This window comes from Streptomyces sp. NPDC046759, from assembly GCF_040645475.1.
In the GTDB taxonomy this organism is placed as follows: Bacteria; Actinomycetota; Actinomycetes; order Streptomycetales; family Streptomycetaceae; genus Streptomyces.
Genome location: NZ_JBEYYJ010000002.1, coordinates 117,770 through 132,550 on the forward strand (window position 1 = coordinate 117,770; position 14,781 = coordinate 132,550).

The following is a 14,781-nucleotide window of genomic DNA, read 5'->3' on the forward strand; positions in this document are numbered from 1 at the left end:
GCATCATGCGCTGTGTCATCGCTCGCTTCCCGTTCGACCTGACCAAGAGCGGCGTGGTGGAATCGATGAAGGGCGTCACACCTGAGCTGGTCACCGGTGAGTTCGTCATCATCGGACGACGCCACTACCCCGCCAAGCAGGTGGGCCAGGTCGTCACCCGCCAGGACCGGCGTGATTTCAGCACCGGCGAAGTCCTCAGGGCCATGACCCAACTCGGCTTCACCTGCCGCACCCGCCCTACCGCCGCATCTGCGCCCCTGGCCGACCCGTACGGGCCGGCTTCCGCAACGCTCGGCACGACGCCTGTTCGCCTGACTTACGGACAGGTGTGAGCCGAACAGAGCAGTGAGGCCCCGCCGGCGTGGGCGAATTCCAGGGGCCGTAGCAACACTGCGGTGAGTTGATCAAGCCGCGAGCAGTTTAAACAGACGCTCGGCTGGGGTCTCCCAGTCGAGCGTTTTGCGTGGGCGGCTGTTGAGTTCGGTGGCGGCGGCGTCCAGGTCCTCGCGGGTGTGGCGGGATAGGTCGGTGCCCTTGGGTGCCTCTGTGTTTGTCAAGGGGTCTGGTGGGGTGGCGCAGGCTCGCTTTCGGCGGGTCCGGGAAGTGACTTGTCCGAAGAGTCGGCCGGGGCTGGGTCGACCGCGCTGGATGCTGTAGTCGCCCCCGGTTGTCCTCCTGGGCCTCTTTCCTTCTGCGATCTTGGCCTGGTAGTAGGCGTGACCCCGCGTGCCGGGCATGCGGATCTGCGTGATGGCCACGGTGTGGAGCGCCGCGTTGAGCTGGCGGCCACCGCCGGGTCAGGTGGTCCTGGAGGAAGTCCCGCAGCCTGGGGTTCTGGCCGATCTTGCCGGGCTTGGGGCGCGGTTCGCGGGCGTCCGCGCGGCGCTGGGCGGCGTGCGGACGGTAGGACCAGCCGCCGCCTGACATGAGCGCGTGGTTGCGGCGGATCTCCCGGCTTACGGTGGAGGGACTGCGGCCGGCTCGGCCGCGATGGCCCGGACGGACGCCTTCTCCCGGAGCCGGCCGGCGATGTGGATGCGGTCGGCCTCGGTGAGGTAGCGCGACGGGCCGACGGGTTCCTCAGGGCGAGCCGGGGGTTCGGGTGCTTGCCAGGGCAGCCCCGTGTCCACGATGGGCGGGGCTGCCCTGTACCTCGCGGATACCTGCCTGCCGTAGAACCGACGCTTGCCGGTGCGGCGGTTGATGCCGATGATCCGGCAGGCTTCCCTGTTCCCTATTCCAAGATCCACGAGCCGAAGGTATTCCTCCCGCTCAGGTCCAATCTCCTGGGCCCCTGAGGCCGCCGATCCTTCCGGATCTCGAAGTCCATCGCACCCCTTGAACTGGGGTGTTGCGGCGACCGATAGCACGGAAGCGTGCCGGTGGGGCCTCACTGTGTGCCGTGGGTCGGTGAATCAGTGGTCGGAGTAGCTGAAGTCGCCCACGGTCCAAGCACTGACGTCCTCGATCGCGACGCGGTACATCCCGCCTGTCTCCGGGATCCCCACCGTACCCTGCAGGATCCGGGCGACGTGGAAATGCAGATGTGTGGGCGGTCCGTCCTTCCTCGCGGGGGTGTCGAAGACGGCGGAGAACCCGCCCAGGTCGGCGGAGTCCGTCAGCACCTCAGACACCCTCTGCCTCCACATGGCTTCCGGAGCCAGCCGACCGGTGATGACAGCACCACTGGTGACCGCGGTCAGGGACATCTGATTGCTCTGCCCGGACTCCACAAGGGCGGCTATCGCAACGAGCAGCTCGTCAGGCTTCGGCATGGGATCAGATTCTATGCACCGGCCCGCCCGGGCGGCTTGGACGATGGCGCAACCGGGCGAGACGGGCGCATACGGCTCCCCTGGTGCCGCACTACGGGCCGGGGGTGCGCATGTGCGGCGGCTGCGAGCCAGGGGTGTGTTCCGAGGCATTGGTCGGCTGCCGTTCGGCTGCTACAGGTCTTCCATGAACGCGTGTGCGGTATCGCGTGCGTCGGCAACGGCCGCGTGGAACGGGGCAGATATGGCGTTGACGGACATTGTGTCATCAGGGTCACCCTCGTCTGCGGATCGTTCATGCCCGGCCCTCGCCTCCCCGACCCTGCGCCCCGCCCGCCAACCCGCCCGAGCCACCGTGTACGCCGGAGGGGCTGAGAGTTGCGGTCGACGCGCCGCGCCGGTCGGCGCCGCCACGGGAAGCTCCGCGGGCGGCTCTGGGTCTCATCCGTGCGTCGGTCCTGCGCTGCGGACAGCCCCCAGTATTCGCAGATCGGCTCAGCGGAAGACCTCATCGTCGAGCCGCAGCAAATCTATGCTGGCCGGAGTAGACATTCGATGTCTCAGTGATTATGGTTTCTTTCGTAGCCGAGATCGAGCAAGGCCCGGCAGGCACGAACTGCCGGGCAGCAGTCCACGTATGACGGTGCGGTGGTGGAGTTCCGAAGCCAGGTTGTTGTACGACGGCGACGGGACTGACGACCGGACCGGGTGGCCTGAAGTGATGAGGGGCCGCCGTGAGCAGGACCGCAGTTGACGCGGTTGCAGTACCAGTAGTACGCAGTCCCTGTTTGCAAGTGATTGGTTCCGAGGGAAGAACGGAGGAGTCGAGCACCATCAGGATCGCCCGGGCGGAAGACGCGAGCCCGGGTACCGCAGGACATCGATAGGTAGGTGGTCTCCGGTCACGCATCCGCGATCCCCGCACCCCCGTCGGAGTATCAGGCGGCTGGGCGGAAACAGAAGGCCGGCGCAGCACTAGGGCCGGCAGATGGTGTTGCAGTTCCTTCGGGGCCTTGGTGTCAAACGGCACCAAGGCCCCTCTACCCGTTCCACAGAGAGGTGAGATGACAGCAGACGAGTCGCTAAGCCGTCTCGACGACGACGACTACCCCGCCTACACGATGGGCCGGGCCGCCGAGTTGCTCGGTACCACTCCCGGCTTTCTCCGCGCCATCGGCGAAGCGCGGCTGATCACACCACTGCGCTCCGAGGGCGGACACCGCCGCTACTCCCGCTATCAACTGCGCATCGCGGCCCGCGCGCGTGAGCTCGTCGACCAGGGCACCCCGATCGAGGCCGCATGCCGGATCATCATCCTCGAAGACCAGCTCGAAGAAGCCCAGCGCATCAACGCCGAATACCGCCGCACCGGCGGATCGTCCAGTCCATCGGCCGCAGCCTGAGGTGAGCGACGGACGTGCATCCATCACCGGCAAGGTCGCCGCCGGCAACGTCTACGTGGACGGCATGGAAGTCGGCGGCGCCACCGAAGCGTCCCTCGAGGACCGCCTCACCCTCGCCGCGGAAGGCGTGGTCACGGTGGTGGCGATCGTCGACGCGGACACCGGCGCCCTCGCCGAGGCCCCCGACTTCCTGGCCCGGGGCTTCGTCCATGACGACGCCACCTTCGAGCCGGTCGTCCCCGTCATCGAGAAGACCCTGGCCACCGCAGCCGAGGAAGGCGTCGGGGACGCGCGCCAACTCGAACAACCCATCGCCCGCGCCGTAACGAACTGGGCGTTCCGCGCCGTGGCGAACTGGGCGTTCCGCACCCATCGCCGCAAGCCCCTCATCATCCCCGTCATCATCGACGCCTGAACCACACCCGGGCAGGCGTCCGGGGGCCAACGCCGATGTGCACGAGGTGAAACTCGGCGACGAGTCGGTCCTGATGTCCAGCCTCATCACCGGCCACCGGGTCGGCCCGTACGAATCGCGCCCGGGTTTCGCCCGGACACGTCCGGGGCGGCCCGGTCGCGAGCGCTGCGCCTCCAGCAGCTGACCTGCCGCCCGAGCAGCAACATGACGGCCACGGGGATCAGAAACGCGGACAGCCCGGTGTACCGGCCAAAGGACGGAGAGAAAGTCCCTCAGTCATGACGCTCATTTGACGCTCCGGCCGCCTCACAGCCCGTGCCCAAGGCAGGAAAACCCCATGTGACCTGCAGATTCTCCCGTCCACACACCTTGTGACGTGTTTACGATGACGCATCATGTGGAGTGCGTGGCGATTTTGGAGCCGGCTGCGAAGGGGATCTGACCTGCGGGATTGCCGGGACGAAGCGTGGCCACCGACAGTCCGGCCACGGGGGGCAGTCCGGTGGTGAGTCCCCCAGCCGTGACCAGGAGCGGGGCTTCGAAAAGGTCGTTCACGTGCTCGAGTTGGGCGGCCCACCGTTCCCGTCACCGCGCAGCGGTGCCATGGGGCACGGGACGAAGCCACCGAGCACCGGCACGAAGTCCTGGGACGGCTCCAGGACCAGCACGACCCGGTCGCCCGGTCGCAGTCCCAGGGCGCGCAATCCGGTCAGCAGCCGGGCGACCTCGTCCTTCCGGACCGTATGTCCCACCATCGTCCTGCAGGGTGATCAGCGGCAGGATCAGGTAGCCGGTGCCCGGGATGCCGTAGTCGGTGCGCAGCACGGCGGCGCTGTAGCCGACCGGGACTCCGACGAGGCGCCACAGCGAGGACGGCAGCGCCGCCAACGGCACGGCGTGCGCCGCCCAGCGGGCCCAGCGCGGCGGCGGAGCGGCTGCACCGTGGAGTCGGCCGGGGTGCCGCGGAGTTCAGTGGTCATGGGGTGGGCCACCTATCTACTCGGCTGCGCTCGTGTCCGCCCCGTGCCGTGCAGCGGTGTGGAGCCCGGCCTCTCCGGGCCGCTGCGGGGCGGCGGGCAGAGGCCGGGCTCGGGCCTGCTGGTGGTCGAGCCGCATCTCGGCGGCGTCACGTCCGGCCCGTCGGCCGGGCCGGTGCGGAAAGGGCGGGCCTGTCGGTGGTCTGTGGCCGGCACACGGCGCGCCTCCAGCGGGTCGACGCGGTGGGGTTCGCCGCGAGTGCGGGAACCGGAAGGCTTCTTCCGCTCCGGTTGTGGCAGGTTGCTGCCAAGTGCGCCGGAGCGCGCCCCGGCGCTCGCCCGCCAAGGTCAGGCGCAGCCGTGGCGCCAGTTCCAGCCGACGAAGGTGTGGCGCAGTTCCATGTCGAAGCGGCAGGAGGCGGTGCCGTCGGCGCCGAGGTCGACGGAGGAGTGGTGGCTGTTGGCGTACCAGTTCCCGGTCACGTCGAAGATGCCCCGGTAGCTGAAGTCCGCGTGTGCCTCGGTGCGGGAGACGGTGCAGTCGGCGGTGCAGTCGGCGCCGTGCGTGGAGGAGGCCACCGACCAGCCGGCGTCCCACGGCTCGCGGTTGTGCTGCTCGGTGGCGTCGGTGGCGGCGCTGACGACCCGGCCGCCGCCCGTCGTCCAGTCGGAGGTGGTGTACAGGCCGGTCATCCGGATGTTGCAGCAGTCGTACATCTCGTTCCAGCTGGAGACGTGGTGGGAGCCGCCTGCCGCGGTGGCCGTGGTCCGTCGCGCCGCCGCGGCCTCCTTCACCCGGTCCGCCGGCACCAACCGCACCGCGCCGAGCCGCGGGGTGCAGTCCGCGCCGATCGAGACGTCCTGCTGCACCGCCAGGCCCGCGGGTGGCACGGGCAGCGAACCCGTCAGCCGCAGCGAGCCACAGGAACGGGCGGCGGGCCGCGCATCGTCCCCGGCGGCCAGTGCGCCGGGTGCGGCGGCGGTGAGGACAAACACGGCGAGCAGTGCGCAGAGAGCGAATCGGGTACGCAAGTCCCGTCCCTTTCAACAGAGTCGGATGCAGCAGAGCCGGGTGCGACAGAGCCGGATGCAGCAGAGCCGGATGCGACAACGTCGGACAGAGCGGAGCTGGCGATGACCGTGCACGGCCCTGCGGCAGTTCGGGGTTCGGGTCGCGCGCGGCACGCTGGTCGGCGCCGCCCGGGACGACGACGGCATGCTCGCCGCCCTGCGCACCACCGGCGGCACCCGGCTCGCCACCAGTTCACCGACCGCACGGTCACCGTCAGCGTGCCCCGCGACAGCGCCGTCAACGGCATCGAGCCGTACGGCACGGCCACCGCCCTGCCGTTCGGCCGGCCTGGCACCGCCCGCTCACGGGCCGGATCGAAGCGGGACTCGTCTGCGCGGGCACGTGGACGGACGAGGAGCGGGCGGCGCGGACGCTCAGCCGCGCGATGTGGGCTGCGACGCGGAGGGCGCACTCCCGGGAGTCTCAGCCGCGCGCGTGGCGGATCTTCAGCCGTCCGTACTGCATGCTCCCGGAGATCCGGATCACCGGCCCGCCGGGGCGGGAGCGGCGCAGGGGCCGGTAGCGCACGTCCTTCCACTCGGTGCGCAGATCGCCGAAGTCGACGATCGCGTCGCGAGGAACCGTGATCCTGGCCCTGCCCGTGCCGAGTCGCAACTCGATGTCGACGGCCGGGTGCTTGATGATGGCCCGGGACAGGTCCAGGTGCACCCTCCCGTACGCGGACTCGACCTTGAGGATCCGGGGCACCAGCCATGCCCCGCGCCGCTGGATCCGTCCGCTGTCGGCGGCGATCGTGGACGTGCCCGCATTCTCCCCAGGGTGCGGGACCTGCTCCGGGAGAGAGGCCAGCGCCGGCACGAGCTCGTCGTGCGTCTTCGCGGTGAGCACCCGATGGAGACGTTCGTTCATCTCCTGATGCGAGAGGAGCCCTTCGGCGTACGCGTCCTGCACGCGCCGCACGGCCCTGTCGCGGTCGGCTTCGCGGATCAGTGGCGGTGGGCCTTCCGGCACAGAGGTCACCTTCCCACTGTAGTGCCCTGTCGACGATGCGCATCGGTCAACGCCCTTGGAGAGCACCGCCATCGGAAGGCCGACCGAGCCGTTCGGCCCCGGTGCCCGCGCGGACTCCGGGGCCGATTCCCTCACCCGTTCCGGCCGGTCAGAGCGGGTTCACGCGGTACAGCGGGAAGTACGACCCGATCCTGCCGTTCGCGTAGTCGTCGGCCAGTTCGGGCACCCGGTCGAAGTCGTAGATCACGTCCGACCCCTTCGGCGCGATCCAGCCCTCCGCCTCCTGGAAGTCCCGGATGCCCGGTGAGTCGGGCAGCCGCCACACGTGCGTGTTCACATGGATGTGCCGGCTGATGCACTCGGCACCGCGCAGATGCGACAGGCGCATCCCCGCCTTCCAGCCGCACGTGGTGACGACCCCCTCGCGGGCCAGGGCGTTCAGGGTGACGTCGTACAGGGGCTCGCCGATGTTGTCCACGAAGATCGCGACGCCGTGGCCGTCGCTGAGTTCGTCGACGACGGCCAGGAAGGCCTCCACCGACGTCCGGCGCCGCTGGTGCCGGTCCCGGTCCGCCCGTTCCTCCCGGGTGGGCAGCGAGAGCGCGGGGAACCGGCGGCGGTCCACCGGAGTGATGCCGTTCTCCCGCAGGAAGGCGACACGTTCGTCCGAGCCCGCCGTCATCGCCACCCGGAACCCGGCCCGCTTGGCCAGCATCAGCTCGGCGAAGGCCACACCGCCGCCCCACCCGAACACCAGGTGGTTCGCCGGATCGTCGTCGGCGACCTGCGTCCGCCAGCACCCGTACGCCTTGCGCCAGTTGTCCCAGGCGGTGAAGTACCGTCCGTACGTGGCCCACTGGGGCAGCGAGTACGCCGTGCCGTCCGGGACCGGCAGCAGCAGCCGTACGTCCATCTTCGACCGCTTGGCCAGCAGGCCGATGGTGTGGGGGGCGTCGTAGGCGTAGGCGAGTTCGGCGTAGCCGAAGCGGTCCAGCACACCGAAGGGCAGGAGCAGGCACAGGTCACCTTCGCGGACCTGCGCGTCCCGGCTCCCCGCGTTCACCTTCAGCACGCGCACCACGCCCAGGTTGCCGAGGACCACCACGTCCTCGCCGCGGCTGCTGCACACGTCGATCGGTGAACGGGCCAGCGCATGGTCGACGTTGGCCTCCCAGGAGCCGAGGATCGGCTCCACCAGCGCCTCGCCCTCTTCGAGCGGGCCGAAGGTGAACTGATCGCGTCGCAGCGCGCCGCCGGGCCCGCCGTCGTGCGGTCCGGCCACCGCACCGGAGCGCAGGACCCAGGCTTCTGGTGAGTAGATGACAACCTCCTGAGATCGAGTAGGTTTCCGGGTTCGCAGTGCGGTCAGCGCCGGCGGGCCGTGACGGCCGGCACCCGGTAGTCCACCGAGACACCGCCCCACGCCTCACCCGCGCCGTAGGCCACGGCCCCGAGCCGGCCCGCGGCGGGCAGGGAACCGGCGTCCAGCTCCTCGGCGAACGCCAGCGGGATCGAGGCGGACGACGTGTTCCCGGAGTTCTCGATCCGGTTCACGAACGGCACGCCGAGATGGGTGGTGAAGCCGCGGACCTGTTCCAGGATCCGGCCGTTCGCCTGGTGGCCGACCAGGACGGTCGGCGCGGGGCCGTGGTCGAAGAGGTACTGGGCCGACTCCGACATCCGGCGCACGGCACGGTCGTACACCTGCATCCCGTCGAGGTGGATGCCGCCCGCGTCGGTCTCCCGCATGAGCCCCTCCTGGGAGCCGTCGCAGCCGGCGACCTGGCGAAAGCCCGCGAACTCCGTGCGGTCCTCGAGCAGGACGGCCGCGCAGCCGTCGGCGAAGATGCACGCCGTCTGCCGGTCCGTGCGGTCCACCAGCCGGGACATGGTCTCCACCGAGCACACCAGGACCGACCGCGCCTCTCCGGCGTCGCAGAGCGAGAGCCCGGCGACCAGTCCGTAGACGAAGCCGCAGCAGGCCGCGTTCATGTCGAAGGCCAGCACCGAGGACCCCAGCCCGGCGAGTTGTGCCACCTTCTGCGCGACCCCCGGGACACGCTGCCGCACCGAGGTGCTGACGACGACCAGGGCGCCGATCGAGGACGGGTCGGCCATCCTGGTCACGATCGGTGCGCAGGCCTCCGCCGCCACCTCCGCCGGCGGGGTCTCGTCCGGCAGCCAGGAGCGGGCCGCGATGCCGCTGCGGCGCCGGATCCACTCGTCCGTGAGACCGATCGGGGCGAAGTGGTCGTTGCCGATCGTCCGGCCCGGCTTGGCGGTGGCGATGTCGACGATGCCCGCGCTCATCCCCGGCTCGCCAGCTTCACGAAATAGGTGCTGAAGTCGTCCAGGAAGGCGAAGCCGGCGGTCTCCCTGAGGTCGCCCTTGACCTGCAGCTCCCGCTCCAGCTGTTGGTGCAGCTCGACCAGGTCGAGGGAGTCGAGGTCGAGGTCGGCGACCGGCCGGGCGAGGTCGTCGGGGCCCAGCGACGGGTCGCGCTCACGCAGTTTGGCCAGCATGGTCTCCGCGATACGGCTTTCGATGTCGCTCATGTTCTTCTCCGCTCAGGTGACTGGGTCTTTGGAGCCCGGGGCATGGGGAGGCTGGTCGGCCGCCAACTGGTACAGCACGTCACCGGACTTGAGGATCGAGCCGGCCGTCGCGGAGTGGGCCGTGACCCGTCCGCCGCGCTCCGCCACGATCTCCGTGCTGGCCTTGTCGGTCTCCACGACCGCGATGACGTCCCCGCGCTCGACCCGGTCGCCGACACCGGCGACCCACTCGACCAGCAGGGCCTCGCCCAGGCCGTGTCCGAAACCGGGAACGCGCATGTCCTCGGAGGAGTCGCTCACTTGATCATCACCAGCACCTCGTCCGTGATCTCCTGCACACCGATCAGGTAGTCCTTCTCGAAGTCCGCCGGGGGATAGGCGCGGCGGTCGGGTGCCAGCCGGCGGACCGGGCCCCGGAGCGAGCCGAAGCCGTGTTCGGCCACCGACGCGGCGATCTCGGCACCGATGCCGACGTCCTTCGACCCCTCGTGCACGATCAGCAGCCGCCCGGTGCGGGCCACGGACGCAAGGACCGTGTCCATGTCGAGCGGGGCGACCCAGCGCAGGTCCACCACCTCGACGTCGACATCGGGGCCGAGCGCGTGCGCCGCCTCCAGCACCTCATGGGTGACCGCGCCGTACGTGGCGATCGTCAGGTCCGTGCCGCGCCGCACGACCCGGGCCGCGGTGGGCGACCTCGCCGGCTCGGGATCCCGGGCGGGTGCGCTCCGCCGCCAGTACAGGCGGATGGGCTCGTACATCACCACGGGCGAACCGAGCGTCACCGCGTACCTGAGGATCTGGTCGGCGTCCTCGCCCGTGGAGGGACACGCCACCGAGATCCCCGGGACACGGGCGAACAGCGCCTCGTTGGACTCGCTGTGGTGCTCGACGCCCCTGACCCCGCCGCCGGTCGGGACCCGCACCACCAGGCTCGGGCTGACCTGCCCGTTCCACCGGTGGCCGATCCGGGCCGCCTGGGTCACCAACTGGTTCACCGCGGGATAGGTGAACCCGTCGAACTGGATCTCGCAGACGGGCACCAGTCCGCTCATCGCCATGCCGACGGCCTGGCCGACGATGGTGGACTCGGCCAGCAGCGAGTCGCGCACCCGGTCCCCGCCGAAGCGTTCCCGCAGACCGCGGGTCACCCGGAACACGCCCCCCAGGCGTCCGATGTCCTCGCCGAGGAGCAGCAGCCTCGGGTCCGCCTCGAGCAGGTCGGCGAGGGTGGCGTTGATCGACTCCGCCAGGCGGGCGGACGGCGCGGTGCTCATCACGCGTACTCCTTCATCAACCGCTCGCGCAGCTCCCGCACTTCCGCCTCGACGGCGTCGAACCACCCGGTGTCCACCAGGCCCAGGCCGCTCAGCCGGGCCGCGTAGGCGGTCACCGGGTCCGCCGCCCTGGCCCGCGCGATGTCCTCGCCGCTGCGGTACACCTCCTGGGCGTCGGAGGTCGAGTGGCCGTGGATGCGCCCCACTTGGATCTCGACGAGATACGGTGCCCGCTCCCCGCGGACCTGGGCGGCGGCCCGCGAGCAGGCCGAGAAGACGGTCTCCGGGTCCTGCCCCGCGATCCGGACGGACTCGATCCCGAAGCCCCGGGCGCGTTCGGCCACCGAGGTGCGCATCTGCTCCTTGGCCGGTTTGGAGATGGCCCAGCCGTTGTTCTGGACGACGAACAGCACGGACGCCGACTCGACGGCGGCGAGGTTCATCGCCTCCGACATGTCACCCTCGCTGGTCGCGCCGTCGCCGATGTACACGACGACGAAGTCCTCACGCCCCTGCAACCGCTGTCCGATCGAGTAGCCGACGCCGTGCAGCGTCTGCGCGGCCAGGACCAGCGTGTAGGGGAAGAACCGCAGCCGGCGCGGGTCCCATCCGCAGAACGTGCGGCCGGCCCACTGCGCGACCAGCTCGTCCGGCGCCACGCCCCGCAGGAGGGCGACCGCGTGCTCGCGGTAACTGGGAAAGACGGTCGAGGCCGGGCCCACGGCGAGCGCGGAGCCCACCTGGGCGGCCTCCTGCCCGTGGCAGGACAGCCACAGGTCGAGCGCACCCTGCTTCTGGAGCTGGTGGGCCTCCTCGTCGACGCCTCGCGCCACCAGCATGTGGCGCAACAGCGATCGTCGTGTGTCGTCGTCTGGATCTGTCGCGTGCACGGATTGTGACTTCAAGGCCATGGATCACCAGTCGCAGGTTCGTCGATGAGCTTTCTGTCGTCGTGCCGCGCGGAACACCCCGGAGGGCCGCGCGCGCTGCCCGGCGCCGGGCATCCCGCCGGCGTGCGTCACGGGCTCCCGGCCGTCCGCAAGGGCCCGGTGGGACGGCCGCGTGGGGCGGGCGGTCGTGCCGGGCGGCGTACCCCCTCGGTGGCCGGACAGACGCGGGGAGTCGAAGGCGGCGGAGCCGGATTCGGTCAATGCGTCCATCAGGAATTCCTTTGCCCTCGTTGCGGCGTGAGCGCGATCGCCGCCGCGCGACGGTGTTCGGCTGGGGTGAAAGCTTTTCCGGCGTTTCTCCACTCGGCCGACCGTGCCCTGGCGGGCCGCCGCGCAGGCCCGTGCGGAACTGCGCGCGCTCTCGGAGCCTCGGCGGGGGAGATGGGCTGAACCCGAATTCGAGCAGGCCCGTCCACGGGCCGCTGCCCGGTCATCGTGGCACACGACACCAGTGCGGTACAGGTGCGGCCGTACGACCCGCCCGCCGGCCGTCTGCCGCCCTTGTGGCCTCGGTGGCCGGGTCCTAGCGTGGCGTCAGCGTTCCAGGGCGGCTGCGGATGCCGGGTGTCCTGTCGACAGGACGACGCCGAACGGCGAACCCGCGCCCGCCACGGCGATTTGCATTCCCGGGTTTCCCCGTGACGGTCAGGGGTCGCCCGGACTCCGGCGAATTGCAATCCTGAGTCGCCCCGTGATGGCCGGGGGCGCTCGGTCCTGGCGTTTTTCAATCCCGAGTTGTGTCATGACGATTAAGGACGGTGCCAGTGAGCACGAACCCCTTCGACGACGAGGACGGCCGTTTCTACGTCGTGGTGAACGACGAGGAACAGCACTCCCTGTGGCCGGCGTTCGCCGAGGTGCCCGCGGGCTGGCGGGTGGTCTTCGGAGAGGCGGCCAGGGCCGAGTGCCTGGAGTACGTCGAGCGGAACTGGACCGACATGCGCCCGAGGAGCCTGCGGGAGGCCATGGCGGCGGAGTGAACCCGCCGTGCGCCGCCCACGACCGACGGCGGCGGCGCGCGACGGAAGCCGGGGACGACCTCTCCGGGATGACAGCGCGAGGTACCTGAGCCGGTCGACCCGCCGGGCGCCGACCAGCGGCGGGCGCCGACCAGCGGCGGGCGAAGGCCGGCGCCGGGCAAAGGTCAGCGCCGGGCAAAGGTCGCGACGTCAACCACCGGCCGGCCGCCGGCCGACCGGACGCCTCACGGGGCGCGCCACCGGAGGCGTACCCCGCGCAGGCGTACCGCCCCCAAGGGCACCGCCCCCAGGCGCACCGCCCCGAAGCGCACCATCCGCCGATGCACCATCCGCAGGCGCACCGCCCCGAAGCGCACCACCCGCCGGCACACCGCGCGGAGGTGCCGCACAAGCCCCGTTCCCGCGGTGCGCCGACGGCTCGGCCCACCGGACACCCGTCACACCGGAGTTAGTTGATGACCCTTCAGGGAAAGCGGGTCGCCCTGCCCTCGGCGCCCGTCGTCCACAGGCAGTTCGAGGCGCACGCGGAAGCCACCCCCGACGCCGTCGCCGTCTTCTGCGCCGGACAGCAGGTCACCTACGCGGAACTCGACGCGAAGGCCAACCGGTTCGCACACTTCCTCACCGCGCGTGGTCACGGCCGGGGTGCGAAGGTCGGCGTCTGCCTCGACTACTCGATCGACATGGTCGTCGCCGTCCTCGGCACCCTGAAGGCCGGCGCGGCCTACGTACCGCTCGACCCGGCCTACCCGGTGGCGAGGCTCCAGCTGCTGCTCGGGCAGATCCCCGACCTCGCGCTGATCGTGGCCTCCCCGGCGACGGCCGGGCTGGTCGAGTCGGCGGCCGTCGAGGCCATCGACCTGGAGCAGTTGTCCGATCACCTGGCAGGTCTGCCGGCGACCGGCCCCGGCGTCCCGGTCACCGGCGACGACGTGTGCTACGCGGTCTTCACGTCCGGGTCGACCGGTACGCCCAAGCTGACCGCGGTGCGGCACGAGGGCTGGTTCAACCTGCTGAACTGGCTGATGCTCGAATACGGCCTGCATCCCGGGTCGAACAACCTGGTCGTCAGCGCGTTCGGGTTCGACCTCTCCCAGCGCAGCCTGATGATGCCGCTGTTCTGCGGTGCCACCCAGTACCTGATGGCGAGCCGGAACTTCGACGCCGCGATGGCCTACCGCATGCTGAGCGAGCACGGGATACGCACGGTGCACTGCGCCTCGAGCACGCTGTACGTCCTGGTGGACTGGGAGACCGCACGGGGCGGTGAGGCGCTCACCCGGCTCGACTACGTGCTCTTCGGCGGGGAACCGCTGAAGGCCGAACGGATCATGGACTGGGCGCGGCGCGAGGGGAACACCTGCACGCTGCTGCACCAGTACGGCGTCGCCGAGTGCACGGACGTGGCGACGTCGTACGACCTGGCCGCGTACCGGCCCGGCGAACACGACATCGCACCGGTCGGCAGGCCGGCCCACAACACCGGCATCCACCTCCTCGACGAGGAGATGCACGAGGTCGGGGCTGGGGAGCACGGCGAGATCTACATCTCCGGGACCGGTGTCGGCGCGGGCTACCTCAACGGCACGGGTCCCGAATCCGCGAAGTTCACCACGGTCGTGATCGACGGCGCGCCGCACCGGCTGTACCGCACGGGAGACCGCGGCTACGTGACCGAGGCCGGGGACCTCGTCGTCGTCGGCAGGATGGACGCGCAGGTGAAGGTGCGGGGGATGCGCATCGATCCCACCGACGTCGAGCGCGCCCTCGGCAGGCTGGCCGGGGTCCGGGAGGCCGCCGTGGTCGCCGCGTACACCGACTCCGGCGAGGCCGAGCTGGTCGCGTTCATCGTCCCGGCGGGGGACGGCTTCGACGAGAACGACGTGCGCACCCGCGTGCTCGGGACGCTGCCGCGGAACATGGTTCCGGCCAGGTTCATCGATATTCCGCGAATTCCGTTGAGCCCGCACGGAAAAGTGGACCGCGCGGCCCTGGCCGATGAGTTCAAGAACCATTACGCCGCCGGCGGCACGACGGCATAGTCGCCGAACCCTGCCGACGGGCCTTTCCGGCGAACCTTGCCGACGGACCTTGATGACAACCGAGAGGACTGTGATGATTGCGGACAGGGTGCGCAGCATCTGGTGCAGAGAACTCCAGCGCGATGACATATCGGTCGACGACGACTTCTTCACCCTGGGCGGCCAGTCCGTGATCATGACCCGGATCCAGGGTGCTTTCATCGAGGAGTTGGGCGTCGAGGTCCCGATGGACCAGATGTTCCTCAATCCGACGGTGGCTTCTATTTCCGCGTACATCGAATCCCTGGATGCGGTGACCCCATAGCGTCGGGCCCGGTCGGTGGTGTGTTTGGGGGGGGGGGGGGGGGTGTATTAAAATACACATAA

At 70.3% G+C, this 14,781-nt stretch carries 16 protein-coding genes and 2 pseudogenes; 6 read left to right on the forward strand and 12 right to left on the reverse strand.

All coding sequences use genetic code 11. The annotated features are described in order from the left end of the window. The first annotated feature begins 5 nt into the window (after positions 1–5). Positions 6–332 (forward strand): SCO5918 family protein, encoded by a 327-nt coding sequence (locus ABZ919_RS03400; protein ID WP_361242113.1) that lies wholly within the window; start codon positions 6–8, stop codon positions 330–332. A 72-nt stretch (positions 333–404) separates the two neighbouring features. Here ABZ919_RS03400 and ABZ919_RS03405 read toward each other — a convergent pair. The 3 genes and pseudogenes from ABZ919_RS03405 to ABZ919_RS03415 form a co-directional block, all read right to left on the reverse strand. Next, positions 405–539, reverse strand: a pseudogene (locus ABZ919_RS03405) (IS30 family transposase); the annotation flags it as partial. 417 nt (positions 540–956) lie between these two features. Next, entirely contained in the window at positions 957–1,250 is a 294-nt protein-coding gene (locus ABZ919_RS03410; RefSeq protein ID WP_361242116.1) for a hypothetical protein, read from the reverse strand. A 165-nt stretch (positions 1,251–1,415) separates the two neighbouring features. Then, the gene (locus ABZ919_RS03415) at positions 1,416–1,775 is read right to left on the reverse strand and encodes a hypothetical protein (protein ID WP_361242119.1); all 360 of its coding nucleotides are present in this window, start codon (positions 1,773–1,775) and stop codon (positions 1,416–1,418) included. Between the two features lie 1,061 nt (positions 1,776–2,836). Here ABZ919_RS03415 and ABZ919_RS03420 point away from each other — a divergent pair. Next, positions 2,837–3,175, forward strand: coding sequence for a MerR family transcriptional regulator (locus ABZ919_RS03420; RefSeq protein WP_158925729.1), 339 nt, complete (start codon positions 2,837–2,839; stop codon positions 3,173–3,175). Continuing rightward, positions 3,174–3,590, forward strand: a pseudogene (locus ABZ919_RS03425) (RNase J family beta-CASP ribonuclease); the annotation flags it as partial. The gene ABZ919_RS03420 and the pseudogene ABZ919_RS03425, both read left to right, overlap by 2 nt. Positions 3,591–4,141: 551 nt before the next feature. Here the strand turns inward: ABZ919_RS03425 and ABZ919_RS03430 are convergent. From ABZ919_RS03430 to ABZ919_RS03470, 9 genes are all read right to left on the reverse strand, one after another. After that, on the reverse strand, positions 4,142–4,345 hold the full coding sequence (locus ABZ919_RS03430) for a hypothetical protein (RefSeq protein WP_361242123.1): 204 nt from the start codon (positions 4,343–4,345) through the stop codon (positions 4,142–4,144). A 570-nt stretch (positions 4,346–4,915) separates the two neighbouring features. After that, positions 4,916–5,599, reverse strand: a complete 684-nt coding sequence (locus tag ABZ919_RS03435; RefSeq protein WP_361242126.1) for a hypothetical protein — start codon at positions 5,597–5,599, stop codon at positions 4,916–4,918. Between the two features lie 463 nt (positions 5,600–6,062). Then, positions 6,063–6,620 (reverse strand): DUF1707 domain-containing protein, encoded by a 558-nt coding sequence (locus tag ABZ919_RS03440; RefSeq protein ID WP_361242129.1) that lies wholly within the window; start codon positions 6,618–6,620, stop codon positions 6,063–6,065. Positions 6,621–6,759: 139 nt separating this feature from the next. Next, on the reverse strand, positions 6,760–7,893 hold the full coding sequence (locus tag ABZ919_RS03445; RefSeq protein WP_361242132.1) for a zinc-binding alcohol dehydrogenase family protein: 1,134 nt from the start codon (positions 7,891–7,893) through the stop codon (positions 6,760–6,762). An 83-nt stretch (positions 7,894–7,976) separates the two neighbouring features. Continuing rightward, positions 7,977–8,921: a ketoacyl-ACP synthase III gene (locus tag ABZ919_RS03450; RefSeq protein WP_361242135.1), complete on the reverse strand. Its 945-nt coding sequence runs from the start codon at positions 8,919–8,921 to the stop codon at positions 7,977–7,979. Continuing rightward, the gene (locus ABZ919_RS03455; RefSeq protein ID WP_361242138.1) at positions 8,918–9,166 is read right to left on the reverse strand and encodes a phosphopantetheine-binding protein; all 249 of its coding nucleotides are present in this window, start codon (positions 9,164–9,166) and stop codon (positions 8,918–8,920) included. Before ABZ919_RS03455 ends, ABZ919_RS03450 begins: the two co-directional genes overlap by 4 nt. A 12-nt stretch (positions 9,167–9,178) precedes the next feature. Further along, complete coding sequence (locus ABZ919_RS03460; protein WP_361242141.1) at positions 9,179–9,466, reverse strand: lipoyl domain-containing protein; 288 nt, start codon at positions 9,464–9,466, stop codon at positions 9,179–9,181. Beyond that, positions 9,463–10,443, reverse strand: a complete 981-nt coding sequence (locus ABZ919_RS03465) for a transketolase C-terminal domain-containing protein (RefSeq protein WP_361242143.1) — start codon at positions 10,441–10,443, stop codon at positions 9,463–9,465. Before ABZ919_RS03465 ends, ABZ919_RS03460 begins: the two co-directional genes overlap by 4 nt. Next, positions 10,443–11,282, reverse strand: a complete 840-nt coding sequence (locus tag ABZ919_RS03470) for a thiamine pyrophosphate-dependent enzyme (RefSeq protein WP_361242146.1) — start codon at positions 11,280–11,282, stop codon at positions 10,443–10,445. The genes ABZ919_RS03465 and ABZ919_RS03470 overlap by 1 nt, the downstream gene beginning before the upstream one ends. Positions 11,283–12,157: 875 nt before the next feature. On the opposite strand from ABZ919_RS03470, the gene ABZ919_RS03475 reads away from it, so the two are divergent. The 3 genes from ABZ919_RS03475 (at position 12,158) to ABZ919_RS03485 (ending at position 14,719) form a co-directional block, all read left to right on the forward strand. After that, the gene (locus tag ABZ919_RS03475; RefSeq protein ID WP_361242149.1) at positions 12,158–12,373 is read left to right on the forward strand and encodes an MbtH family protein; all 216 of its coding nucleotides are present in this window, start codon (positions 12,158–12,160) and stop codon (positions 12,371–12,373) included. 455 nt (positions 12,374–12,828) lie between these two features. Further along, positions 12,829–14,415 (forward strand): amino acid adenylation domain-containing protein, encoded by a 1,587-nt coding sequence (locus ABZ919_RS03480; protein WP_361242152.1) that lies wholly within the window; start codon positions 12,829–12,831, stop codon positions 14,413–14,415. 88 nt (positions 14,416–14,503) lie between these two features. Further along, positions 14,504–14,719, forward strand: coding sequence for a phosphopantetheine-binding protein (locus ABZ919_RS03485; RefSeq protein ID WP_361242155.1), 216 nt, complete (start codon positions 14,504–14,506; stop codon positions 14,717–14,719). Positions 14,720–14,781: the final 62 nt, after the last annotated feature.